The 23,816-nt window shown below is 34.8% G+C and carries 24 protein-coding genes; 14 read left to right on the top strand and 10 right to left on the bottom strand.

What is annotated here, in order from left to right; translation table 11 throughout:
* The first annotated feature begins 58 nt into the window (after positions 1–58).
* The 5 genes from ACSV4D_RS03205 to ACSV4D_RS03185 all read left to right on the top strand — a co-directional run bounded on the left by ACSV4D_RS03205 (position 59) and on the right by ACSV4D_RS03185 (position 7,233).
* Positions 59–712: an HD domain-containing protein gene (locus ACSV4D_RS03205; protein ID WP_439227115.1), complete on the top strand. Its 654-nt coding sequence runs from the start codon at positions 59–61 to the stop codon at positions 710–712.
* A gap of 158 nt (positions 713–870) precedes the next feature.
* Positions 871–1,296 carry a hypothetical protein gene (locus tag ACSV4D_RS03200; protein ID WP_439227114.1) on the top strand — a complete coding sequence of 142 codons (426 nt, stop codon included), beginning with the start codon at positions 871–873 and terminating at the stop codon, positions 1,294–1,296.
* A gap of 138 nt (positions 1,297–1,434) precedes the next feature.
* A complete protein-coding gene (locus tag ACSV4D_RS03195; protein ID WP_439227113.1) occupies positions 1,435–2,517 on the top strand; it encodes an efflux RND transporter periplasmic adaptor subunit in 1,083 nt (360 codons plus the stop codon).
* A 23-nt stretch (positions 2,518–2,540) separates the two neighbouring features.
* Complete coding sequence (locus tag ACSV4D_RS03190) at positions 2,541–5,789, top strand: efflux RND transporter permease subunit (protein ID WP_439227112.1); 3,249 nt, start codon at positions 2,541–2,543, stop codon at positions 5,787–5,789.
* Complete coding sequence (locus tag ACSV4D_RS03185) at positions 5,782–7,233, top strand: TolC family protein (RefSeq protein WP_439227111.1); 1,452 nt, start codon at positions 5,782–5,784, stop codon at positions 7,231–7,233. Before ACSV4D_RS03190 ends, ACSV4D_RS03185 begins: the two co-directional genes overlap by 8 nt.
* Before the next feature lie 91 nt (positions 7,234–7,324).
* Here the strand turns inward: ACSV4D_RS03185 and ACSV4D_RS03180 are convergent, their stop codons facing one another.
* The 10 genes from ACSV4D_RS03180 to ACSV4D_RS03135 form a co-directional block, all read right to left on the bottom strand.
* Entirely contained in the window at positions 7,325–7,723 is a 399-nt protein-coding gene (locus ACSV4D_RS03180) for a hypothetical protein (protein WP_439227110.1), read from the bottom strand.
* Between the two features lie 49 nt (positions 7,724–7,772).
* Positions 7,773–8,891, bottom strand: coding sequence for an ATP-binding protein (locus ACSV4D_RS03175; protein ID WP_439227109.1), 1,119 nt, complete (start codon positions 8,889–8,891; stop codon positions 7,773–7,775).
* A 170-nt stretch (positions 8,892–9,061) separates the two neighbouring features.
* Entirely contained in the window at positions 9,062–9,844 is a 783-nt protein-coding gene (locus ACSV4D_RS03170; protein WP_408080423.1) for an enoyl-CoA hydratase/isomerase family protein, read from the bottom strand.
* Positions 9,845–9,854: 10 nt separating this feature from the next.
* Entirely contained in the window at positions 9,855–11,270 is a 1,416-nt protein-coding gene (locus tag ACSV4D_RS03165) for a sensor histidine kinase (protein ID WP_408080750.1), read from the bottom strand.
* Between the two features lie 123 nt (positions 11,271–11,393).
* Positions 11,394–11,942, bottom strand: a complete 549-nt coding sequence (locus tag ACSV4D_RS03160) for a CopD family protein (protein WP_408080748.1) — start codon at positions 11,940–11,942, stop codon at positions 11,394–11,396.
* Positions 11,929–13,284: an MATE family efflux transporter gene (locus ACSV4D_RS03155; RefSeq protein ID WP_439227108.1), complete on the bottom strand. Its 1,356-nt coding sequence runs from the start codon at positions 13,282–13,284 to the stop codon at positions 11,929–11,931. The genes ACSV4D_RS03160 and ACSV4D_RS03155 overlap by 14 nt, the downstream gene beginning before the upstream one ends.
* Positions 13,285–14,316 (bottom strand): ferrochelatase, encoded by a 1,032-nt coding sequence (gene hemH, locus ACSV4D_RS03150; protein WP_439227107.1) that lies wholly within the window; start codon positions 14,314–14,316, stop codon positions 13,285–13,287. It lies immediately after the preceding gene.
* Positions 14,317–14,433: 117 nt separating this feature from the next.
* Positions 14,434–15,288 (bottom strand): helix-turn-helix domain-containing protein, encoded by an 855-nt coding sequence (locus ACSV4D_RS03145; protein WP_408080417.1) that lies wholly within the window; start codon positions 15,286–15,288, stop codon positions 14,434–14,436.
* 137 nt (positions 15,289–15,425) lie between these two features.
* Positions 15,426–15,965: a YceI family protein gene (locus tag ACSV4D_RS03140; RefSeq protein WP_439227106.1), complete on the bottom strand. Its 540-nt coding sequence runs from the start codon at positions 15,963–15,965 to the stop codon at positions 15,426–15,428.
* 15 nt (positions 15,966–15,980) lie between these two features.
* On the bottom strand, positions 15,981–16,349 hold the full coding sequence (locus ACSV4D_RS03135) for a c-type cytochrome (RefSeq protein ID WP_408080413.1): 369 nt from the start codon (positions 16,347–16,349) through the stop codon (positions 15,981–15,983).
* 153 nt (positions 16,350–16,502) lie between these two features.
* Between ACSV4D_RS03135 and ACSV4D_RS03130 the strand changes: the two genes are divergently transcribed.
* The 9 genes from ACSV4D_RS03130 (at position 16,503) to ACSV4D_RS03090 (ending at position 23,801) form a co-directional block, all read left to right on the top strand.
* On the top strand, positions 16,503–16,892 hold the full coding sequence (locus ACSV4D_RS03130; protein WP_439227105.1) for an OB-fold protein: 390 nt from the start codon (positions 16,503–16,505) through the stop codon (positions 16,890–16,892).
* A gap of 37 nt (positions 16,893–16,929) precedes the next feature.
* Complete coding sequence (locus tag ACSV4D_RS03125) at positions 16,930–17,769, top strand: DUF5777 family beta-barrel protein (RefSeq protein ID WP_439227104.1); 840 nt, start codon at positions 16,930–16,932, stop codon at positions 17,767–17,769.
* A gap of 137 nt (positions 17,770–17,906) precedes the next feature.
* On the top strand, positions 17,907–18,335 hold the full coding sequence (locus tag ACSV4D_RS03120) for a hypothetical protein (protein WP_408080407.1): 429 nt from the start codon (positions 17,907–17,909) through the stop codon (positions 18,333–18,335).
* 18 nt (positions 18,336–18,353) lie between these two features.
* A complete protein-coding gene (locus ACSV4D_RS03115) occupies positions 18,354–18,944 on the top strand; it encodes a hypothetical protein (protein WP_439227103.1) in 591 nt (196 codons plus the stop codon).
* Positions 18,945–19,318: 374 nt separating this feature from the next.
* Positions 19,319–20,578: a glutamyl-tRNA reductase gene (gene hemA / locus ACSV4D_RS03110; RefSeq protein ID WP_408080403.1), complete on the top strand. Its 1,260-nt coding sequence runs from the start codon at positions 19,319–19,321 to the stop codon at positions 20,576–20,578.
* 75 nt (positions 20,579–20,653) lie between these two features.
* Positions 20,654–21,580 (top strand): hydroxymethylbilane synthase, encoded by a 927-nt coding sequence (gene hemC / locus ACSV4D_RS03105; RefSeq protein ID WP_439227102.1) that lies wholly within the window; start codon positions 20,654–20,656, stop codon positions 21,578–21,580.
* On the top strand, positions 21,580–22,263 hold the full coding sequence (locus tag ACSV4D_RS03100) for a uroporphyrinogen-III synthase (RefSeq protein WP_408080399.1): 684 nt from the start codon (positions 21,580–21,582) through the stop codon (positions 22,261–22,263). The genes hemC and ACSV4D_RS03100 overlap by 1 nt, the downstream gene beginning before the upstream one ends.
* Positions 22,264–22,316: 53 nt before the next feature.
* On the top strand, positions 22,317–23,345 hold the full coding sequence (gene hemE, locus ACSV4D_RS03095) for a uroporphyrinogen decarboxylase (protein WP_439227101.1): 1,029 nt from the start codon (positions 22,317–22,319) through the stop codon (positions 23,343–23,345).
* Between the two features lie 81 nt (positions 23,346–23,426).
* Positions 23,427–23,801, top strand: coding sequence for a hypothetical protein (locus tag ACSV4D_RS03090; RefSeq protein ID WP_439227100.1), 375 nt, complete (start codon positions 23,427–23,429; stop codon positions 23,799–23,801).
* Positions 23,802–23,816 lie beyond the last annotated feature (15 nt).

The raw sequence follows: 23,816 nt of genomic DNA, 5'->3' as shown, positions 1-23,816 counted from the left end.
ATGTTGATTTTTGAAGTTTAAAAGCTTTGAGAATCAACATTTTTTTTAAACAATAATCATGAACAACACAGATATTATTAGCAAAACAATTGCATTTGTAAAAAAACAATTAGAAAATGCCGAAGGCGGGCATGACTGGTTTCATATTGAAAGAGTCTATAAAAATGCACTTTTAATTGCTAAAGAAGAAGTTTGTGACCTGCAAGTAGTACAATTAAGTGCTTTGCTTCATGATATTGCTGACAGTAAATTTCACGGCGGCGATGAATCTGTTGGTCCTAAAGTGGCCCGAACTTTTTTAGAATCTCAAAATGTTATCGAAGATGTAATTATTCATGTAATAGAAATTATTAGAAATATTTCATTTAAAGGCGGGAATTTTGAAAAAAAATTCAAATCAATTGAATTGGATATCGTTCAGGATGCAGATCGTTTAGATGCGATTGGAGCCATTGGAATTGCCAGAGCCTTCAATTATGGTGGTTTTAAAAACAGGGCACTCTATAATCCTGAAATTGCACCCAATACTAATATGACTATTGAAGAATATAAAAAAAGTCAGGCGCCAACACTCAATCATTTTTATGAAAAATTACTGTTACTGAAAGACAAAATGAATACAGAAACCGGAAAAAAAATAGCAAAAGAAAGACATCATTTTATGGAAAATTTCTTAGCACAGTTTTATGCAGAATGGGATGGAGAAAAATAAGCTTTACTATTTTTCTCATTCTTTTGAGAAAAATGTTGCATTTATCCACTAAAAAATTGCATTTAATCGGTTTTTTTATTGCTTTTACCTTTAATTAACAAATATTTATAAACAACTACTTGCCAGTATACATTACAAAATATAGCTTTGCAGCATTCATGAAAAAGGCAATAAGACATATTATCCTTCTATGTATACTGCTGTTATCCGGCAACAGTCCTTTGTTTGCTCAAACACTGACAGCTCCCCTTCTTGCGACTTCTGTAATTAAAAAAATTCCTTTAGACAAACCCACAAGAATAGCATCAGAACATCTGTTTGGAAATCAGTTCAATCTGGCTAATCCGGTAAAAGACCTTTACAGCAAGAAAGAAATTGTTGTAGACAATGAAGAAGAAGATTCTGAAATTATTAGTTATAAAAAACTATTAAACAAATCGATTTCCTGTTCTTCTTTTTTCAGACAGCAAATAGCAGAATCTACTGTATCCTATTTAAAAAAAGCTTCAGATTTTCCTAAAAATCTGTTTTACTTCCCTTTACGTAATCCTCTTTACATTATATTCGAAGTTTTTCGAATATGATAATTTAACTTTTTAAGCACACTACTGTGCAACACATCCTTTTCTTACGCTAGTAAGTCTGGGAAACTATGCTGTGGCTCATTTTACAGCTTATACAAATCAACATACCTTATTGTTTTAAAAAGTTAAAGAATCATCATGAAAAAAAACGCAATTTTCATTGGTCTAATGGCCGCTTTGTGCACTATTGGCTGCAATTCACATAAAGAAGAAAAGAAAGAAGAAAGGACATTTACAGTAACTAATCCGGTGGCAATGGATACTTCGATTGTTAAAGAATATGTTTGTCAGATACATTCTATTCGTCATATCGAACTTCGTGCAATGGAAAAAGGTTACCTTCAAAAAATAAATATTGATGAGGGACAAAAAGTTAGAAAAGGGCAACTCATGTTCCAAATCATGCCAAACATTTATCAGGCCGAACTGCAAAAAGCAAAAGCAGAAGGTAATGCTGCTTCAATTGAATATAAAAACACCAAACTTCTGGCTGACAGCAAAGTAGTATCTTCGAATGAATTAGCACTTTCCAAAGCTAAATTTGACAGAGCCAATGCTGAAATCGCTCTTGCTCAGACGCATCTGGGATTTACCACTATTAAAGCTCCTTTTGACGGAGTCATTGATCATTTTCATGTAAGAGAAGGAAGTATGCTCGATGAAGGAGAATTGCTTACTACTCTTTCTGACAACAGTAAAATGTGGGTTTACTTTAACGTTCCTGAAGCAGAATACCTGAATTATATTGTAAGTGCTGATAAAAACAAGAAAGAAAAAGTGAATTTACGCATGGCTAATAACATGCAATTCAATCAATCCGGTATTGTAGAAACCATTGAAGGAGAATTCAATAATGAAACGGGTAATATTGCTTTCAGAGCTGCATTTCCTAATCCGCAAAGTATTTTAAGACATGGTGAAACAGGAACGATACTAATGACTGTTCCTTTAAAAAACGTACTTATCATTCCGCAAAAAACAACTTTTGAAGTATTAGACAAACGCTATGTTTTTGTAATTGATAAAAATGGTGTAGTCAGACAAAGAGAAATTACTATTGGTGCCACTTTAGAAAATTTGTTTGTAGTGAAAAAAGGACTTAATGTAAATGACCATATTTTACTGGATGGTTTACGATTGGTTAAAAACAATGAAAAAGTCAAATTCAACATTGAAAATCCTAAAAAGGTACTAGCAAACCTTGATGTTTACGCCGAGTAAAAACCCCCTTAAAAAACAACAAAATGTTTAAAAAATTTATTCAAAGACCCGTTTTAGCAATTGTTATTTCGGTTATTATTGTATTTATGGGGTTGCTTGCTATCAAACAATTACCCATTTCGCAGTTTCCTGAAATTGCTCCAACTACCGTTAATATTTTTATAGCTTATCCGGGCTCAAGTTCAGATGTATTGGTAAAATCAACTTTAATCCCACTGGAAACAGCCATTAATGGTGTACCCGGAATGCGCTATATTGCTTCCGATGCAACCAGTGCCGGAGAAGGAACCATTCGTATAATTTTTGAACCTGGAACCGATCCCAACGTCGCGGTAATCAGGGTAAAAACCAGAGTCGATCAGGTAATGCCTTTATTACCGGATTTGGTACAACGTGAAGGAGTTATCATTACACCAGTTCAGCCAAGTATGTTGATGTATGTAGATTTATTCAGCAAAAAAGGGCACGATGTAGATGAGAAATTCCTTTACAATTATGCGTATACGAATATGCTTCGCGAAATACAGCGTATTAACGGAATTGCCAGTGCACAGATTTTGGGAAGCCGTAAATATGCCATGCGTATTTGGTTAAAACCAGACAGAATGCGTGCGTATAATATTTCTGCAGAAGAAGTAATGGAAGCAATGCAGGAACAAAGCATCTTAGCAAGACCAGGAAGAATAGGACAAAGTTCAGGAGTAAAATCACAATCGCTTGAATATGTATTAACTTACAGAGACCGATTTAGTGAGCCTCAGGAATATAAAGACGTAATAATACGGGCAAATGCGAATGGTGAAGAAATAAAACTAGGTGATATTGCTAATGTAGAATTAGGAAGCGAATTTTATGATATCTACGATAATCTGGATGGTAAACCATCGGCTTCGATTGTATTAAAACAAACACTTGGAACCAATGGTAGCGATGTAATCAGGGATGTAAAAAGCAAATTAAAGGAATTAGAGAAAGACCTTCCTCCCGGAGTGGGCTATAAAATCAGTTATGATGTATCCAGTTTCTTAGATGCATCTATTGAACAGGTAATAGACACTCTTAGAGATGCTTTTGTCTTAGTATCTATTGTAGTCTTTTTGTTTTTAGGTGACTGGCGCTCCACACTTATTCCGGTAATCGCAGTACCTGTATCCTTAATCGGAGCTTTTTTTGTGATGCAACTATTTGGTTTATCCATCAACCTGATTACTTTATTTGCCTTGGTACTGGCCATTGGTATTGTTGTCGATGATGCGATTGTAGTGGTAGAAGCAGTCCATGTAAAAATGGAGGAAGAACATCTCACACCATTTAAGGCTTCTAAAGCGGTTTTAGGTGAAATTGGAGGAGCTATTATTGCAATCACGTTAGTAATGGTTTCTGTATTTATTCCTATCTCCTTTATGACAGGACCGGTAGGAGTATTCTACCGTCAGTTTTCTATCACTATGGCGGGTTCGATTATTATTTCAGCTGTAGTTGCGCTGACATTGACTCCTGTACTTTGTGCGATGTTGCTTAAGCACAATCATGGGCATGCTAAGAAAAAATCTCCTATCGATCGCTTTATCGATTGGTTCAACAAAGGATTTGAAAAATTGACAGGACATTATGTGGGTATTTTAAAACATATTGTTAACCGAAGAGTCATTACTTTTGGGATTCTAATTGGATTTTGCTTTGCTACCTATTTTACTAATCAGGCACTTCCTGCCGGTTTTATTCCCAGTGAAGATCAGGGAATGATATATGCTATCATTCAGACACCGCCAGGCACAACATTAGAACGCACTAATGATGTTGCAAAAAAACTACAAGGCATTTGTGAAAAAATTGATGGCGTATCATCTGTATCTTCTTTAGCAGGTTACGAAATTATGACTGAAGGTCGTGGATCGAATGCCGGAACCTGTTTAATCAACCTGAAACCCTGGGAGGAAAGAGAACATTCCGTACATGAAATCATGGAAGAATTAGAAGAAAAATCCAAAAATTTAGGAGCTGTTATCGAATATTTTGAGCCACCGGCAGTACCTGGATTCGGTTCTTCAGGAGGGTTTTCTTTACGTTTGCTGGATAAAACAAACGGAACCGATTATCAGGAATTCCAAAGAGTAAACAACGATTTTCTGGCTGAATTAGAAAAACGAAAAGAGCTAACAGGAGTTTTTACTTTTTATTCTGCCAATTATCCACAGCTTAAATTAAATATTGACAATAAAGCAGCGATGCAAAAAGGGGTTTCTATAGGAAAAGCTATGGACAATCTGAATATCCTTATCGGAAGTACTTACGAACAAGGATTTATCAAATTTGGTCAGTTCTTTAAAGTATATACACAAGCTTCTCCTGAATATCGAAAAATCCCTTCTGATTTAGAGAAATTATATGTAAAAAATGAAGCGGGCGAAATGGTTCCTTATTCTGCTTTTATGAAAGTAGAAAAACATTTAGGTCCTAATGAAATAACACGCTACAACCTGTACAATTCGGCAGCAATTCGTGGATTACCGGCTAAAGGTTACACTAGTGCTGATGCGATTAATGCGATTAAAGAAGTGGCACAATACAAGCTTCCACGCGGTTATGATATTGCCTGGGAAGGATTGTCTTATGACGAAGCTAACAGAGGAAATGATGCGCTGTACGTATTTGGAATTGTATTAATATTCGTTTACCTCGTTTTAGCCGCTCAATACGAAAGTTTTGTATTGCCTTTGGCCGTATTACTATCGTTACCTGTTGGTTTCTTTGGATCTTTTGCATTATTGCAGCTAATGGGATTATCTAATGATGTTTATGCTCAAATTGGTGTCATCATGCTTATTGGACTTCTGGGTAAAAATGCCGTACTGATTGTAGAAGTTGCCGTCCAGAAGCGGGCACAAGGCATGAGTGTTGTAGATGCCGCTATGGAAGGAGCTAAATTACGTTTCAGACCTATTCTGATGACATCCTTTGCCTTTATTGCGGGACTAATTCCATTAGTTATTGCTACTGGTGCCGGAGCAATTGGTAACCGCACTATTGGTGGTTCTGCCATGGGAGGAATGATCATCGGAACGCTCTTTGGCGTATTTATTATTCCGGGATTGTATTACACATTTGCTAAAATGAGTGACGGTCGCAGTCTGATACAAGACGAAACTTTCGAACCCGTATCAGAAGAGTTCATGAGAGCCAGTGAAAACGAAAGTGCTCTCAAATTAAAGCTTAGAGCAATGAACAAACAATTAAAAAAACTAATGAAAAGAGACGAAGAAAATGAATAAAGCAATTTTCAAATACATAAACATACGGGCAGTATTAACACTGACCTTATCCATCATCGTTTTTCAAAGCTGTGTGCCAACAAAAACTGTTCGTAACGAAAAAAAGGATTTGCCGGAGCAATTTCAAAACACGGTTTCAAATGATACGACCAATTCAGCTCAAATGAAATGGAAGGAGTTCTTTAATGACCCTAATTTAACAGCATTGATTGATACCGCTTTAGTGAACAATCAGGAGTTGAATATTATGCTGCAACAGGTAGATATGGCTAAAAACGAAATACAGGCCAGAAAAGGAGAATACTTACCCTTTTTAGGGATTCAGGCAGCTGCAGAAGTAGAAAAAGTGGGACGTTATACCAGTCAGGGTGCTAATGATGCTAATACGGATATTAAACCCGGAGAAGAGTTTCCGGAACCTTTACAAAATTATAAGGTAGGTGCCTATGCCACCTGGGAACTGGATGTGTGGAAAAAACTCCGCAATTCTAAAAAAGCGGCAGCAATGGAATACCTTTCTACTGTAGAAGGCAAAAATTTCATGGTCACTAATTTAATTGCTGAAATTGCTGATTCGTATTATGAATTACAGGCATTAGACAATAAACTGACCATTCTTTCCCAAAATTTAGAATTGCAAAATCACGGTTTAAAAACCATTCGTTTACAAATGCAGGCAGCTAAAGCAACAGCACTTGGAGTACAAAGACTGGAAGCTGAAGTGTATAAAAACACCAGTGAATTGTACAATGTAAAACAAGATATTGTTGAAACGGAGAATAAATTGAATTTCTTAGTGGGTCGTTCACCACAGCACATTAATCGTGATTCTGATACTTTTATTGATCAAAAAATAGATACCATGTACGTAGGTATACCTTCACAGCTCTTAACTAATCGTCCTGATATCAGACAGGCGGAATATGAATTGCAAGCGGCCAAACTGGATACACAGGTTGCTAAAGCAAATTTTTATCCGTCTTTTACGTTAAGGGCTGGTGTAGGTTTAGAATCTTTCAAAACAAAATATATTACGACAACTCCTGAATCTTTATTGTATGGTTTAGCCGGAGATATGGTAGCGCCTTTAATTAACAGAAATGCTATCAAAGCAGCTTATTATAATGCTAACGACAAGCAATTACAAGCCGTTTTTGATTATGAAAAAACCATTTTGAATGCACATATCGAAGTACTAAATGGTTTATCTAAAATTGAAAATTTAAAGAAAAGCTACGAACAAAAAGAGCATCAGGTGGAAGCTTTGACTAATTCTATCGAAATCACCAATAAACTTTTCAGTGCGGCCAGAGCCGATTATATGGAAGTTTTACTAACCCAACGTGATGCTTTGGAATCAAAACTACAATTGGTGGAAACCAAACAAGAGCAATTATCCGCTAAGGTAAATATGTACAAATCATTAGGTGGAGGATGGAACTAATTCCTTTAGGTTAAAGTTTGATAGTCTTTAACCATCCCTGATAAGCAGCAAAGCCGCTCATTTTCTGAGTGGCTTTGCTATTTAATTAAACTCAAATCCCTTTTTCTTTCATTTCCAGAATCACATCCGAAGCACTTTTAAAAGTTGGGGCTTGCTCAGTGATTGTACCTACTCTTTTTTTATTCAACTTAAAATATACATCATTTTCAGTAGTGAACAAAAGAGCAGTTAAAAACGGTTTATTCATGTAGGAAGCTAGTATTGGATACGCTTCGTCTAAACTGTGGAAACTCTCAATTTCTTCGGTTTTATAACGGGCAATAACGGAAAGACTAAACACATCATTCTCCAGTAGAACAGGACGAACATATATATTCTTTAATTCGGTATCGCCAATGGTTTTTGCTAAGGTTAATTTAGCAAAAGTTTTATCTTCAATACTTTGTTTTACTCTTTCCCAAAAAAGGGCAAATATAGGCTCGTATGACATGTTTTATCTTTTGTTTAAAATAAAGTTCTAAGTTAAATTGCTTTTTAGTTTACAATAAATAATCCCAAAAATTTTCTTTGTGAATTACCTGAGTAGTTTTGGGATGGTACTTTTCTGTAAATGACTTTGTAAATCGCACTTTTTGATTGGGGTTGTATTTGATTTCAAAAGCTTCAATTTCAGTATTTTTTACTTCTAAATAATCGATTTCTGCCTGTTGTGTATTTCTCCAGAAATAAGTGTCTTTAAATTGATTTTCATAAGCCAATTTTTTCTTCCTCTCGCTAATAACAAAGTTTTCCCATAACGCACCAACATCATCACGAAGTTCTATAGGATTAAAATTTTTGATAATTCGATTGCGCAAACCGTTATCCCAAAAATATACTTTTCTACCTTTTTTAAGTTCATTATCCTGATTTCTACTAAAAGCAGTTAAACTAAAAACTATAAAATTTTTCTCCAGAATATCAATGTATTTCTCAACAGTTAATCGATTTACCCCCAAATCATTAGAAAGTGCATTCGAATTGACTTCGCTACCAATGCGATAGGCTAACATCTGAACTAATCTTTGTAAAGTTGCCGATTTTTTTATACCCTCCAGGTTCAGAATATCTTTATAAAGAAAACCTTCAACCAGATCATTCAGAATTTTTTCTTCTTTACCAACACTGGTAACCACTTCAGGATAATAACCAAAGACTAAACGGTGCGGAACTAAGCGTGTTTCCTCAACAAAATTAGAATGCTTAACCATTTCGCCATAACTCAAAGGAAAAAGTTGCAATTCTTCTTTTCTTCCCACCATCGATTCCTTAGTTCTGTCAGCCAATTCAAAAGCACTGCTTCCAGAGGCAATGACTTGTATTTCGGGATAATTATCTACCATTCGCTTGATAAGTAAACCAATATTGTGAATCATCTGAGCTTCGTCAATTACTATGATTTTTTTTTCGCCAATTAAGGCTTTCAATCTGTCGGTAGTAATATTTTCTAACAAAATCTGGACGTCGGGTTCGTCTCCATTAAACCACAAAAACGATTGTCCTTTGATTGTCTTTTTTATCAAAGAGGTCTTACCTACTTGTCTTGCGCCAAATACCAATATCGCTTTTCCTTTAAAAAGATAACTGTCAATTTCAGTTTGCGGGCTTCTGATTATCATCTTTCGCATTAATATTAGAATACAAATATAATATTTTGATATTCTAATATCAAAAAAATATAATATTTTGATATTAGAATATCAAAAAAATATAATAATATAATATTCAAATAAAATTCAAGTTGGCAGACTGAAACTTTAGGATTGAATACTGAATGCTGAATACTTTTTTATTCTCCCGTAAAAACGGCTTTTCTTTTTTCAATAAAGGCCTGAGTACCTTCTTTAAAATCGACGGTTCCAAAACACCGTCCAAAGGATTTTATTTCGGTTTCAAAACCATTTTCTCCTTCTTTGTAACTGGCATTTATAGCAGTCATCGCCATACTAATTGCCGATGGGGAGTTTTTAATAATCTTTTGAGCAATCTCATGACAATATGCTAATAATTCCTGCTGTGCAACTACATGATTCACTAAACCCATTCTGTAAGCTTCCTCTGCTGAAATCATAGCTGCGGTAAGAATCATTTCCATGGCGCGTCCTTTGCCTATTAATTGTGGCAAACGCTGTGTTCCTCCATAACCTGGAATTACGCCTAACGAAACTTCCGGAAGCCCCATTTTAGCAGTATCAGCGGCTACGCGAATATGGCAGGCCATCGCCAGTTCTAATCCGCCGCCAAGGGCAAATCCATTAAGAGCTGCAATTACCGGTACTCGTAAATTTTCAACGAAATTGAATAAGATATCCTGACCCTGAGCCGATAATTGTATGCCTTCCTCGATTGAAAAATCAGCAAATTCAGCAATATCTGCTCCGGCAACAAAGGCTTTTTCTCCACTACCTGTTAAAATCACAGCCTTTATATCAGGATTTTGTTCCAAAGCAGAAAAAGCCTGATGCAGTTCCTGAATGGTACTTTTATTTAAGGCATTTAATTTTTGCGGACGATTAATAGTAACCGTTGCAATAGTCTGCTCTTTTGTAATCAAAATATTTTTGTAGCTCATTGTATTGATTTTAAGAGTTAATAATGGGAAGTGAAACGGTAAAACGGGTTCCGTTTCCGTATTCAGTATCAAAGCTGATGCTGCCTTTATAATTTTCGATAATATTCTTTATAATTCCTAATCCCAGTCCCATTCCACTACTTTTAGTGGTAAACTTAGGTTCAAATATACGATTGACATCTTCAGTTTTAATTCCTATTCCATTATCCTGAACAATAATCAGGACATTTTCTTCTTCTTTTTTTACTGAAACAGATACCGTTTTATGTTCTTGTTGCTCCGGAATGGACTGAATGGCATTTTTTACTAAGTTAGTAATAATTCGTATCAATTGCGTCCTGTCTATCTTCGAAATTATTTCGGGAGCATCACTTTCAAAAACAATATGATTTTCATTAAAGATATCTAAGGCTAATTCGACTACTTCTACCACATTCAACGTTTCATTTTGCTGTGCCGGCATGGAAGCAAAATTAGAAAATGCCGAAGCTACTGAATTCATCGTATCAATTTGCTGAATTAATGTTTCTGAATAATCATGCATTTTCTGTTTGATATCCGGATCATCCGGATTAAATCTTCTTTGAAAACTTTGCACCGTTAATCGCATGGGCGTTAATGGATTTTTAATCTCGTGCGCCACTTGTTTGGCCATCTCGCGCCAGGCTTCTTCCCTTTCGCTTTGCGCCAGTTTAATAGCACTTTTTTCTAATTCATCAACCATTTGATTGTAACCGCGAATTAGTAAATTGATTTCTTTACTGCTGGCCGAAAGAAGGATTTTTTCGTTTTTCTGATTCAGTCGGGTTTCATTTAACTTATCAGAAATGGTTTTTAAAGATTTCGTTATATACGAAGAAAGAAAATAGGCCAAAGCAAAAGCCACTATCAGCATAAAAGAATAAACCTGCCCTAAACGGATAAGAAAATTATTGAGTTCTTTTTGATAAAAACCATCGTCTTCCTGATAAGGCAAATTTAAAACTCCCAGCGGTTTGAATTTATCATCCTTAATTTGTGTAAAAGAGGAGCGGTTTTTAATTCCGTTAATGGTTTTTATATCTACATAGCGTTTTTCAATCGAAGAACGCACCAGTTTTAAAATATATTTAGGAATAGGCGGTGCGACTTTATCTACTGAAAAAGATTCCTTTGAGGACTTTAATAACTTTCCATTTAGGTCATAAATATTAATTTCACTATTGTGAATATGTGCAATTTCGTGAATTCTGTCCTTAAAAATTAAATCTAAGTTTTCAGTCGTCAGCGGATAAGTAGTGGTAGAAAGCACATAATTAATATGTTCCCGAACGGCATTTTCCTTGCGCTCTAAACGTTCTTTATGGTATTCTTTAGCCTCATTTTTAAATTGGATTATCGAAATAGAAGCCAATAAAATTGAAGCAACAATTATCACTACGATCATCGAAAGAAAAATTCGGATTCGCAACGAAAGCATGGATAATTTAAAGCTTTTTGGCATAATTTAGTGATTCGTGAATTGTAATTAGTGATTAGTAAATGCTAATTACTCCTCACCAGTTACTAATTACTGCTTTTCTCTTATTCTTTTATAAAATTTAAACCCCAGCATAATTAAAACCGAAAACAAAACAATTCCGATTACCCCATAAATCCAGTTAACGGCATTTTTTAAAACTACTAAAAAAACAACCGCAAAAAGAATAATGGTGGCTCCTTCATTCCACAAACGCATAAAGTTAGTCGTGTATTTTACCTCGTTATTTTGCAATTGTTTAAATATCTGATGGCATTTTAAATGGTACAAATACAATGCAAAAACAAAGCCAAGTTTAACATGCATCCACGACATTTGCAACCAGGAATTTCCAAGTTCTGTAAAAAACAACATCCAAAAAGCAAAAAAACTGGCCAGAACAGCCGATGGCCAGGTGATAATATACCACAGTCTGTAACTCATGATTTTAAATTGTTTTTGCAAAATTTCTTTTTCCGGAGAAGGTTTATCTGCAGCTTCAATCTGGTATACAAACAAACGCACAATATAAAACAATCCTGCAAACCAGGTAATTACAAAAATTAAATGCAATGATTTTAAATAATTATAGTATTCCATCATTAGTCTGAATCAATTTGGTATTCATTTCTTTTTTAAGAAAATAGGCTGTCAATAAAGTCGAACAAACATCTGCTATTGGAAAAGCAACCCAGACTCCAAAAATACCGAAAAAATTTGGTAGAATAATAACTAATGGAATCAGGAAAAAACCCTGTTTGCTCAAGGTTAGTAACAACGCTTTTCTGGCTTTTCCTGCCGCCTGAAAATAAGCCGCACCAATTAACTGAATGGCAATAACCGGAGAAGCCGCAAAAACCCATCTTAGAGCAACCGTAGTATCAGCATTTACCTGAATATCATGCGTAAAAACACTTACTATTTCAGAGGCAAAAAACAAAATAAAAAGATATATAACCGTAGCTAATAAAGCCGCATATTGAATGGAAACCTGAATACTCTCATTAACTCTTTTAAAATTATCAGCGCCATAATTATATCCGGCAATAGGAATAAATCCCTGCGTAATACCTAAAATGGGAAATAAAGCAAACATCAGCATTCTGCTTACAATTCCGTAAACCGTAATAGCACTTTCACCTCCGTAAGAATATAGAGTATGATTGACAATAATAGCAAGAATACTAATAACGCTCTGCCGGGCAAAAGTAACAAAACTTAATCCCGTAATTTCTTTAACAATAGGAATATTCCATTTAAAATGGTGAGGTTTCAACGTCAATTCGCTTTTAAAAACAAAAAAACAAAGCACAAACAGAAAACACATCACATAAGAAATAGTGGTCGCCATTGCAGCACCAAACATTCCTAATCCTAATATTTTTATAAAAAGAATATCGAGAGCAATATTAACAAATGCGGGAATAATCATAGCCACCATCGCAAACTTGGCCTTACCTTCGGCTCTGATGATGTTATTGCCCATCATGCACAAAGCCAGAAAAGGAACCGAAAAAATAAGCGGAGCAAAAAATGCCGTTGCCAGTTCCATGATGGAACCTTTAGCACCAAAAATAAATAAGATATCTCTACTGAAAAACAGACATAAGAACATAAAAAACAATGATAAAGCCAAGGTCATCATGATCTGATTTCCAAAAGTATGTTCGGCTTTTTCTTTATTCTGGGCACCCAGAGCTCTGGAAAGAACCGAGCCTCCTCCTACCCCGATTGCCATTCCAAGAGAAGAAATTAAAAAAGTGATGGGCAATACGACGGTCACAGCAGCAATTGCCAGTGAACCAATCCATTGCCCAACAAATATGGTATCTATTAAAATATTTAACGAAAGAAATAAAATCCCAACTGAAGCAGGAACAGCCTGTTTTACAAGGAGTTTTTTAATACTTTGAGAGCCTAATTCTTCCGCGGATACTGCCATTTATGCAATTTTTTGTGCAGAAACAGCCCATTCCTTAATCCAGTTACTTACGGTCTCACACCAGGAATCATCATCGTTCAGACATGGAATTGCAAGAAACTCCTGTCCGCCATTTTCCTCAAATTCTTCTTTGGCACGCATCGCAATTTCTTCTAATGTTTCTAAACAATCTGTAACAAATGCCGGGGTAACCACAGCAATTTTCTTAATTCCTCTGGCCGGCATTTTATTAATTTCCACATCGGTATAAGGCTCTAACCATTTATCACCTGCCAGTCTGGATTGAAAAGTAAGGCAATATTTATCCTCAGGAATTCCAAGTAATTTTACAATTTGTCGGGTGGTTTCATAACATTGATGGCGATAACAAAAATCATGTGCCGACGATGGCGTGTTGCAACAAGAACCATCTATTTTACAATGTGATTTAGTGACATCGGTTTTTCGAATGTGACGCTCCGGAATTCCGTGATACGAGAAGACCAGCTGGTCATAATCAAATCCTTCCAGGTGTTTTTTCATCACATTAGCCACGTTCTCAATATAATCGGGTTTATTGTAAAATGCCGGAACATCGGTAAAAGTCATATGGGGAAATTTCTTTTTTCTGATTTCCTCGGCTTTTACTAAAATGGTTAATGTGGAAGCCATAGCATATTGCGGATACAACGGAAAAAGCAACACCTCAGTAACACCCTGATCGTGCAATTCCTGAAGTCCTTTTTCAATAGTCATAGTACCATATCGCATCGCTAATGCAACAGGCGTGTCTACTAATTTTTTGACTTTTTTATACATTCTTTCTGAAAGAACGATTAATGGCGAACCTTCTTCCCACCAAATTTTTTCATAAGCATGGGCTGATTCTTCCGGACGTTTTCTTAAAATAATTCCACGAACCAGTAAAGCGCGTAACAAAAACGGAACATCAATAACGTATTTGTCCATCAAAAATTCGTCTAAATACGGTTTTACATCTTTGGGAGTCGGACTCTCCGGAGATCCTAAATTTACTAGTAATACGCCTTTCATAGGTAGTTTTTTAATTTTTTTCAAAAGTACTGCGAGCTGCTTTTGAGAAATATGATAAATGTTATTTTTTATTTATATTTTAATATTCAAAATCAATACTATGCCTGAGATTGCTGTTTAAATGGACATTAAATATTTTTTAGGAGTGGTTCCAAATTTCTTTTTGAAGGCAGCAATAAAATGACTTCCGGTACTGTAACCAATTTTTAAACCTACTTCGTTTACATTATAAGAACCACTGTCGAGTAGTTTTCGGGCAAAATCCATTTTGTAATCAAATAAAAAACCATAAACAGTGTCGCCGTAAATTTGTTTAAAACCCATTTTGAGTTTTTTCAAATTTAATCCTACCTGATCGGCTAATTCCTGTAATCCCGGTGGTTCAGACATATTAGCAATTATAATTTCTTTGGCTTTCTTAATTTTCAATACATTTTCCTCATCAACCAGAAACGGACATTGTTCGGCATCTGGGTCTTCATTTCGATTAAAAAAAAGACTTAATAACTCATATCCTTTTCCTTTGTAATACAGGTTTTTTATGGATGGATTAAGGTTATAATGAAACATCTGGTTTAAAACAATAGCCATCGACGGACTAATTTCGCTTTCGTTATAATACTTTTTTTCCTGATTTTCTTTGCTTAAAAACGGAATATGCTCGGCATCACTGGTAAACAATCCATGGAATTTTTTAATGGAAACAAATATGGAAATCAACCAGGTTTTTGGTGCAATTTCTACATTAAGCGGCAATTCTTTTTCGGTATTATAAAACAATAAGGCTTTTTCTTCTTTTAAATTCAGCACATAATTGCCCTGATTAAAAATGTAATTAGCGCTTCCTTTCAAACCAAAATGAAATTGTATAAGCCCTAATTGTACCGGACGTTGAAAAGTGAGTACCTCATCAGTATTGTTTTGAAAACGAATTAAAATAAAATCATCGTCAATTTTTATTTCTTCCTCCATTTTTTTGATTTACTTAATTCAACTTACTATTATCGTTTTTAGTCAAACGACTCTTTTGGTCTTTCAAAATTAAATCTTTTTGAGGATTTATTGTTTACTTCCTTCTAATTTTATAAAATCTTTATTGTTTAGACCGCTTATTTCAACAGTGCATCGACATGAATATTGATTTTATTGGAAACCTTTTTCTTAACTACAGCCGGAATAGAAATATCAAAATCACTGGCATTCACTGAAAAATCAGACACTAAAGTAATACCGGAACCGGATTGGCTCATTTTGGCAATGGTTTTTACCGCAACCGTTTTACCATGAAGTTCTAATTTCCCGTTGATTGTAAAGTTTTTAGGGGTTTCATTTAGACTATCGACATTAAAATTTTCTATTTTCCCTTTAAAAAGCGCTTTTGGATAGCGGTCGCTTTCCATGTAATTTTCATTGAAATGCTCTTCCATTAATGCCACTTTAAACCGGAAACCTTTCACCAAAGCTAAACTGGCTATCTCTGCTGTTTTAGGGTTTAAAACTACCGTTACATTTGTATTAGTGGCTTTAACCTCTTCAAAAGAAGGTACCGAAGCTTCAAAAGTAATATTCCCCGTTTTACAAATCATTTTATCCTGAGCAATTGTCCATCCTGAAACCAGTATCATTGCTATTATCAAGTAGTTTTTCATCGTATTTTTTTTAAATTATTGTTGTAACAAACCATCTTGTTGCCATTGTGCTACAATATCAATAGTAGCCTGAGGCAAGCGGGGTCCGCCTTGGGGCATTAATAAACTATTTCCGTTATTTAATGAAATTCTATTGAGTAAACCCCTGTTCTGAATGGCATTTTTTACCTGATCATAGGTCACTAATGCCATTGGAGCACCATTTCTGGGCGTTGCCGCATGACAGGAAATACAATTATTATCGATAATAGATTTTACATTTTGCTGATATGTTACGGCAGTATCATTAGGTACATCCTCCATCAGAGTATCCGGATTATCATTCGAACAGGACATTAAAAAACTGGCTGACAACAGCAGCGGAAAAAGATTTTTTGGTTTCATAACAATTGGTTTTAGATTAAAAAAAGGATTGCATCTCTTAGATAACTCATGTACGTTGAAAATGCTTATCCAGTTTTGTCCCACACTTTTTATTTTAAAAAAACCAATCTTTCTGTTTTAACGTAGATGAAATTACACCTTAAAACCACCGCCATGAAGAAAAAAATACTCATCGGAATTCTTATCTCAGCTGTTATTGTCATTGTTTTTTATGGCTACATCTACCAAAGTCACCGTGACATTAGTACTGAAGCGGCAACTTATAGTATAAGCATTCCCGAATTAGAAAAAGAATTTACGACTAATGATAGTCTGGCATTATTAAAATATCAGGATCAGACTATCGAACTGAAGGCACAAATAACGGCAGTAGACATTGAAAACACAGCAATTATTCTGGACAATAAAGTATTTGCCACGTTCAATGAAAGCTTGCCAGAAAACATTCTTCCGGGAAAAACTATCACAATCAAAGGTCGTTTTCTGGGCTATGACGACTTATTAGATGAATTCAAAATAGATCAGAGTTCCGTTATTCGCTAAAAAAAACCAATTAACTAACAATCCAAAATTATATTTTATGAAAAAGTTCCTCCTACTCTTATTATTATTCCCGCTAATCTCTTTTTCGCAAGAAGATTTATTAAAAGGGATCGATACAATTTCCGGAAAAGAAAAAGTATCCGCAGCATTCAAAGGTTTAAAAATTGTCAATCTGGAATCGACTAAACTGGCTGCAAAAGGCGACTTGTATTTTATTGTTGCGCACCGGTTTGGCTCCGTAAAAGATGGTTTTGAAGGTTTTTTTGGCTTGGATAATGCAAACACACAACTGAAATTTGTTTACGGGTTAACCGACTGGTTAACAATCAGTGGTGCCAGAAGCGAACTAGCCTATGATTTTTCTGCAAAATATACTTTGATGAGCCAGATTACAGATGGTTTCCCAATAACCATTGCGGGTTTTTCAAGTTTAGCCATTAACAATACACTCAAAGAAAGTTTGTACCCTAAACTACAATTTGATGACCGGTTTACCTATGTACAGCAAGTATTGATTTCCAGAAAATACTCTGAAAAATTATCTCTGGAATTAGCACCAACCATTTTTCACGAAAATTTTGTAGACAATGTACAACAGGATAATACACAATATGCCATTGGTATTGGCGGTCGCTATAAATTATCCAAACGCTGGTCGCTTAATATTGATTATGCCGCACATCTAAACAGAGCTTCCAATTCTGTTTACAAAAATCCACTTTCAGTAGGTTTTGATTTAGAGACGGGTGGACATGTTTTCCAAATGCATTTTACCAGTTCTCAAGGGATTCATGAAGCAGGATATTTAGGTCAGACTACCGGAGACTGGACCAAAGGAGATGTATTTTTTGGTTTTAATTTGTTAAGAGTATTTTAGAAAAACCGCCTTTTTTGCCCTACTTCAAAACAAATCAGTATTTAAAACAATTCTAAATTAATCTTTTTCTCATAAATTTTAAAACCACAGCAAAAAAACATTCGTAAATAATTTTGAAAACCTAAAAAATTATTAAAATGAATAAAACAGTCAAAAAATTACTCTACGTAATCTCGGGAATTGCAGTGCTGTTCATAGCTATTTTGCTTTTTCACATTATTACAGCAAAACCAGCCGTTTATGATAGCCCAAATTTACAAGTCAGTCGTATTGATTTTAAAGCCAATATTGATTCGGTTCAGGCGAAGCAAATTTGTGCCGATTTAAGAACCATCAAAGGCTTAACATCTGATTCCATTATTGTAAAAAAAAATGTTGTCGTGTATTTCCACAACAATAAAATCACTAATTCAGAAAAAGTTTATAACGAATTAATGACTAAAAGACCTTATGAAGCGAAACGCTTTTTACTACCTGCCAATATGGAAAATAAAGAAGTTTGCCCGGTGGATCAGAACAGTTTCGCATACAAAGCATCAAAAACAATAAATCAATTTTTTAATTAATCCTTAAATTCAATTATTATGAGAAATTTTTCTAAGATTACACTAAGTGTATTACTAATTGCGTCGGCAGCATTTACTTCCTGCAGTGACGATGATGATCCAAAACCAGATCCGGTAGAAGAGTCAATTTACACTCGTTTAGGCGGAACAAAAATGGTTACTGACCCTGATGATTCAAGTAAAATGATTGAAGCCGGAAGATTATCTTACCGTAAAGTGGTAAACTCTACCGTAGGACTTATTGTTGCTGACGTAGAAAATAATGCATCCGGAAATCTAGGAGCTCATTTTGCACCACTTTTAGCAGAAGTTGGAGCTGGAAACACTACTAAGTTAGCAGTTTTAGTAGATAACCTGACTGACTTTTTCTCTTTCAATACAGGAGGAACAAATGCAGTAAACACCTATTCAGGTTTAAACATGGTTGATGCTCATGATCCTGCTAAAAATTCTCGTATGGGAACAAAATCTTCTAATGCTGATTACACAAAATTTGTGGGTTATGTAGGTGCTGCAGCAAATACTAATGGAGTACCATCAACATCAAATTTATACAAAGATATTGTTGTTGTATTAGAATCATTGAGAGCTCCAATTGTTCAAAAATAATTCTATTAAAATAAAAAATGCTGCCTGACATTTGAAGGCAGCGTTTTTTTATCAAAATACAATTTAATCAGACAACTGGAATTGTTATATTTTCTAGTAAATGAAAACATGAATTGTATTTTAATAACATTTCAAAGAACTCTAAGCGATATTTTTTCGTAACCCAAACTAAAGTCTAATCGTTTTGTTATTTAGAACAAATCTACATAAATAACAAAAGAACACCTGATTTTACTCTATTTTTAAATATAATCGATTTTGTAAACACTATTTTGAATCAATTTGTCATGAAGCGATACAAAAAGAACTTACAGCGTTGTTTTTATAAAATAGTTAATAATAATTTTGTTGAACTTTTTAAGGAAAGTATAATTATGGAAAATTTTAACATGTCCAGAAACAGCACTTTTTACGCTTTAGGTCTAAGTTACAAGAAAGCAGATGCAACGATTAGAGGAAAATTCAGCTTAGACGCCAAGGCTCAATCTATTTTATTAATGCAGGCTGAAGCCGAAGGAATCGAATCATTAATAGTTACTTCTACCTGCAACAGAACTGAAATTTACGGTTTTGCCAATCATCCTTATGAATTAATCAAATTACTTTGCGAAAATAGCAAAGGTTCGGTTCAGGAATTTCAGGAAGTCGCTTATATTTATAAAAATCAGGATGCAATTAATCACATGTTTCGTGTAGGAACAGGATTAGACAGTCAGATTTTAGGAGATTTTGAAATCATCAGCCAGATAAAAAATGCTTTTAACCAAAGTAAATCCTATGGTTTAGTAAACAACTTTTTAGAGCGTTTAGTAAATTCTGTGATTCAGGCCAGTAAAAAAATCAAAACAGATACTGAAATTTCTTCCGGTGCAACCTCAGTGTCTTTTGCATCGGTTCAATATATTATCAAGAATGTAGCAGATATTTCGAATAAAAATATCTTACTTTTCGGAACAGGAAAAATTGGCAGGAACACCTGTGAAAACCTTGTAAAACATACCAAACACGAACAAATTACTTTAATTAACAGAACCAAAGATAAAGCCGAGAGACTGGCTGAGAAACTGGATGTAGTAGTTAAAGATTATGCTGATTTGCAACTGGAATTACAAAAAGCTGATGTATTAGTAGTGGCAACCGGAGCTCAGAATCCGACTGTGGATAAAGCAATTCTGAATCTCAAGAAACCATTGTTGATTTTAGATTTATCGATTCCTAAAAATGTGAATGAAAATGTTACCGAAATTGAAGGTGTTACACTCATCCATATGGATCATTTAGCGCAAATGACCGATGAAACTTTAGAAAACAGAAAAAAACATATTCCTGCTGCCGAAGCTATTATAGAAGAAATAAAAGACGAATTCAGAAGCTGGACAAAAGGAAGAAAATTTGCTCCAACTATCAACGCCTTAAAAGCCAAACTGAACGATATTAAAAATTCAGAATTGGATTTTCAAAGTAAAAAAATGGCTGATTTTAACGAAGAACAAGCCGAAATCATCAGCAACAGAATCATTCAGAAAATCACGACTCATTTTGCCAATCACCTCAAAGATGAGAATACCATGGTAGATGAAAGCATTGAATGGATTGAAAAAGTGTTTAAAATTGAAGCACTGGTAAGTAAATAAACCAGAAAAAAAGAAAGAACCTCAATTCCTTAATGGATATTAATTTATATCCTATTTTTGGAATAAAATATAAAAATGGCAGAAAAAACAATACGTATAGGTACAAGAGATAGCGAACTCGCATTATGGCAAGCCCACACTGTTCAAAATAAACTAAATGATTTAGGTTATAAAACTCAAATTGTAGCCGTAAAATCCCAAGGCGACATTATTCTTGACAAACCCCTTTACGAATTAGGAATTACCGGAATTTTTACCAAAACTCTGGATATTGCCATGATTAACGGTGATGTCGATATTGCCGTACATTCGATGAAAGATGTTCCAACGGCTCTTCCTGTTGGAATTGTTCAGGCTGCTGTTTTAGAAAGAGCCAATACCTTAGATATTTTAGTGCATAAAGGAAACTTAGACTTTTTGGAAGGCAACGGAACTATTGCCACCGGAAGTTTACGACGTCAGGCACAATGGCTGAACAAATACCCAAATCATACCGTAGTCGATTTGCGCGGAAACGTAAATACCAGAATGCAAAAATTGCAGGATAACAACTGGAACGGAGCTGTTTTTGCAGCAGCAGGACTGGAAAGAATCAATTTAAAACCAAGCGATTACATCGATTTAGACTGGATGATTCCGGCACCGGCTCAAGGTGCTATGCTAGTGGTTGCTATGGGGAATGACAATTATACACTGGATGCTCTTTCTAATTTAAATCATGTTGAAACCCAAATTTGCACGCATATAGAACGCCAGTTTTTAAGAACTTTAGAAGGTGGTTGTACCGCTCCTATTGGTGCTTTGGTAAAATACAATGAAGAGGAAGACACCATACATTTTGATGGCGTTTTGTTTTCATTAGACGGAAAAGAAAAAATCGAAGTCCATAAAATCGTGGATATATCCGAATGGAAGAAATTAGGATTTTATATGGCAAAAGAAATTCTGGAAAATGGCGGAGCTGAACTGATGGCAGCAATTAAAACTAATTTGAAAAAATAATGAGTCAAATAAGTATTCTGTCTACCAAAACCTTATCCCCCGAACAAAGACAAGCATTTCTTGATGCTGGTTTTGATCTTTTAGAACAAGATTTTATCGAAATTAAAAACAGTAATTTCGAATTAAAAGACCTCAATACAAATCTGATTTTCAGCAGTCAAAATGCCGTTTTAAGTTTAATGGAACAAAACGGCTGGGAAAAACTGCAAACCAAAAGTGTTTTTTGTGTGGGCATAAAAACTAAAGAATTACTGGAGCTTAACGGTTTTACAGTAGATGTATATATGGACTATGCCTCGGAATTAGCCGAAATTATTACGTTAATTTACAACAAAGAAAGCTATACTTTTTTCAGCGGAAACCTACGCAAAGAAACTTTACCCCAAGCATTAAAAAATGCAGGCATCACATTCAATGAAATTGAAGTGTATCAAACTGCATTAGCTCCTTTTAAAATATCCAAAGAGGAAAAATTTGATGGAATTTTGTTTTTTAGCCCTTCAGCTGTTGAAAGCTATTTAACAAATAATAAAATCAAAAAAGAAATCTGCTTTTGCATCGGCAATACCACCGCAAAAACATTAGAAGCAAATAAAATCAAAAAAATTATAATTCCGGAAACACCAACAATTGAAGATGTTATTGTTGAAGTTATAGAGTATTATAAATCTGAAAGTGTCTAGCTGACAATAAAAAAATCCAAAAAACCCGTTGAGGAATAAAAAAAGATAGAATTATGTTAAAAAATGACTTGTTTTTAAAAGCACTAAAAGGAGAAACTGTACAACGTCCACCAGTTTGGATGATGCGTCAGGCAGGAAGATATTTACCAGAATTTAGAGCTTTACGTGATAAATATGATTTTTTTACCCGTTGTGAAACTCCCGAATTAGCAGCTGAAATCACAGTTCAGCCTATTCGCAGGATTGCACCTGATGCGGCTATTTTATTTTCGGATATTTTAGTTGTTCCAAGAGCTATGGGAATTCACGTGGAATTGAAAGATAATTTAGGTCCGATTATTCCAAATCCAATTCGTACCATGGAACAGGTAAACCAAGTGTATGTTCCGGATGTGAATGAAACTTTAGGTTATGTTTTTGACGCCGTGAAATTGACCAAAGAAATGCTGAATGACGAAGTTCCGTTAATTGGTTTCGCAGGTTCACCTTGGACAATTTTCTGTTATGCCGTGGAAGGAAAAGGTTCTAAAAGCTTTGATACCGCTAAAGGATTTTGTTTCTCAAATCCGGTAGCTGCTCACACTTTATTACAAAAAATCACCGATACTACCATTTTATACTTAAAAGAAAAAGTAAAATCAGGAGTAAATGCGGTTCAAATATTTGATTCCTGGGGAGGAATGTTGTCTCCTGTGGATTATCAGGAATTCTCATGGAAATACATCAACCAAATCGTTGAAGCTTTAGCTGAAATCACTCCTGTTATTGTTTTCGGAAAAGGATGCTGGTTTGCCTTGAACGACATGGGGAAAAGTAAGGCTTCTGCCCTTGGTGTAGACTGGACTTGTTCGGCCAGAAATGCGCGTTATTTATCAGGAGGAAACGTAACTTTACAAGGGAATTTCGATCCTTCAAGATTGCTTTCGCCAATTCCAACCATCAAAAAAATGGTACACGAAATGATTGACGAATTCGGAAAAGACAAATACATCGTAAACCTTGGTCACGGAATTTTACCAAACATTCCTGTGGATCACGCCAAAGCGTTCATTGATGCGGTGAAAGAGTACGGAAATAAATAGTTGAAGGTTGTTAGTTGATAGTTGTTGGAAAAATACTTAACGACTATCAACTAACAACAATCAACCAACAACTAAAAAGAAATGCTCAACAAAGGTTTAAGAGATCAGGAAAAAATAAGAATAGACAATATTCTTAAAACCTTGCATTCGTTGGTTTTTGTACCAAAATGGAATGAAGAAGCTATTCCTGCTATTGAAGAGCAATTAAAAAATTTTGGTTTAAACTTAGAAAGAATAAACGAAATTTCTGAAGACGAACTGATTGAACTCTTGCAACGTTATCATCTGGACTGGAATCATCAGGAATATTTTGCTGATATTTTAGTAGAAATGTCTCAGAAAAATCAGTTTCATTTTTTAGAAAAAGCGGTTGCGATTTACAATTATATTCAACAAGAAAGTAAGACTTTTTCGTTTGGAATTTTTAATAAAATAGCGGCTGCCAAAACAAATTAGGACAACAAAGTTAAA

The sequence above is a fragment of the Flavobacterium sp. ARAG 55.4 genome, from assembly GCF_051846875.1.
GTDB classification, from domain to species: domain Bacteria; phylum Bacteroidota; class Bacteroidia; order Flavobacteriales; family Flavobacteriaceae; genus Flavobacterium; species Flavobacterium plantiphilum.
Note: the sequence above shows the minus strand (reverse complement) of the source record. Positions and strands in the feature narration are given on the sequence as shown.

Excerpts from the sequence above, each read along its gene's own strand:
- ACSV4D_RS03130 (WP_439227105.1), top strand. The coding sequence starts at position 16,503 with ATGAAGAAAAAAATACTCATCGGAATTCTTATCTCAGCTGTTATTGTC.
- hemE (WP_439227101.1), top strand. The coding sequence starts at position 22,317 with ATGTTAAAAAATGACTTGTTTTTAAAAGCACTAAAAGGAGAAACTGTA.
- ACSV4D_RS03175 (WP_439227109.1), bottom strand. The coding sequence starts at position 8,891 with ATGATAATCAGAAGCCCGCAAACTGAAATTGACAGTTATCTTTTTAAA.
- ACSV4D_RS03205 (WP_439227115.1), top strand. The coding sequence starts at position 59 with ATGAACAACACAGATATTATTAGCAAAACAATTGCATTTGTAAAAAAA.
- ACSV4D_RS03100 (WP_408080399.1), top strand. The coding sequence starts at position 21,580 with ATGAGTCAAATAAGTATTCTGTCTACCAAAACCTTATCCCCCGAACAA.
- hemC (WP_439227102.1), top strand. The coding sequence starts at position 20,654 with ATGGCAGAAAAAACAATACGTATAGGTACAAGAGATAGCGAACTCGCA.
- ACSV4D_RS03135 (WP_408080413.1), bottom strand. The coding sequence starts at position 16,349 with ATGAAACCAAAAAATCTTTTTCCGCTGCTGTTGTCAGCCAGTTTTTTA.
- ACSV4D_RS03115 (WP_439227103.1), top strand. The coding sequence starts at position 18,354 with ATGAGAAATTTTTCTAAGATTACACTAAGTGTATTACTAATTGCGTCG.
- ACSV4D_RS03155 (WP_439227108.1), bottom strand. The coding sequence starts at position 13,284 with ATGGCAGTATCCGCGGAAGAATTAGGCTCTCAAAGTATTAAAAAACTC.
- ACSV4D_RS03185 (WP_439227111.1), top strand. The coding sequence starts at position 5,782 with ATGAATAAAGCAATTTTCAAATACATAAACATACGGGCAGTATTAACA.
- ACSV4D_RS03090 (WP_439227100.1), top strand. The coding sequence starts at position 23,427 with ATGCTCAACAAAGGTTTAAGAGATCAGGAAAAAATAAGAATAGACAAT.
- ACSV4D_RS03140 (WP_439227106.1), bottom strand. The coding sequence starts at position 15,965 with ATGAAAAACTACTTGATAATAGCAATGATACTGGTTTCAGGATGGACA.
- ACSV4D_RS03160 (WP_408080748.1), bottom strand. The coding sequence starts at position 11,942 with ATGGAATACTATAATTATTTAAAATCATTGCATTTAATTTTTGTAATT.
- ACSV4D_RS03200 (WP_439227114.1), top strand. The coding sequence starts at position 871 with ATGAAAAAGGCAATAAGACATATTATCCTTCTATGTATACTGCTGTTA.
- ACSV4D_RS03165 (WP_408080750.1), bottom strand. The coding sequence starts at position 11,270 with ATGATCGTAGTGATAATTGTTGCTTCAATTTTATTGGCTTCTATTTCG.
- hemH (WP_439227107.1), bottom strand. The coding sequence starts at position 14,316 with ATGAAAGGCGTATTACTAGTAAATTTAGGATCTCCGGAGAGTCCGACT.
- ACSV4D_RS03125 (WP_439227104.1), top strand. The coding sequence starts at position 16,930 with ATGAAAAAGTTCCTCCTACTCTTATTATTATTCCCGCTAATCTCTTTT.
- hemA (WP_408080403.1), top strand. The coding sequence starts at position 19,319 with ATGGAAAATTTTAACATGTCCAGAAACAGCACTTTTTACGCTTTAGGT.
- ACSV4D_RS03120 (WP_408080407.1), top strand. The coding sequence starts at position 17,907 with ATGAATAAAACAGTCAAAAAATTACTCTACGTAATCTCGGGAATTGCA.
- ACSV4D_RS03170 (WP_408080423.1), bottom strand. The coding sequence starts at position 9,844 with ATGAGCTACAAAAATATTTTGATTACAAAAGAGCAGACTATTGCAACG.
- ACSV4D_RS03180 (WP_439227110.1), bottom strand. The coding sequence starts at position 7,723 with ATGTCATACGAGCCTATATTTGCCCTTTTTTGGGAAAGAGTAAAACAA.
- ACSV4D_RS03195 (WP_439227113.1), top strand. The coding sequence starts at position 1,435 with ATGAAAAAAAACGCAATTTTCATTGGTCTAATGGCCGCTTTGTGCACT.
- ACSV4D_RS03145 (WP_408080417.1), bottom strand. The coding sequence starts at position 15,288 with ATGGAGGAAGAAATAAAAATTGACGATGATTTTATTTTAATTCGTTTT.
- ACSV4D_RS03190 (WP_439227112.1), top strand. The coding sequence starts at position 2,541 with ATGTTTAAAAAATTTATTCAAAGACCCGTTTTAGCAATTGTTATTTCG.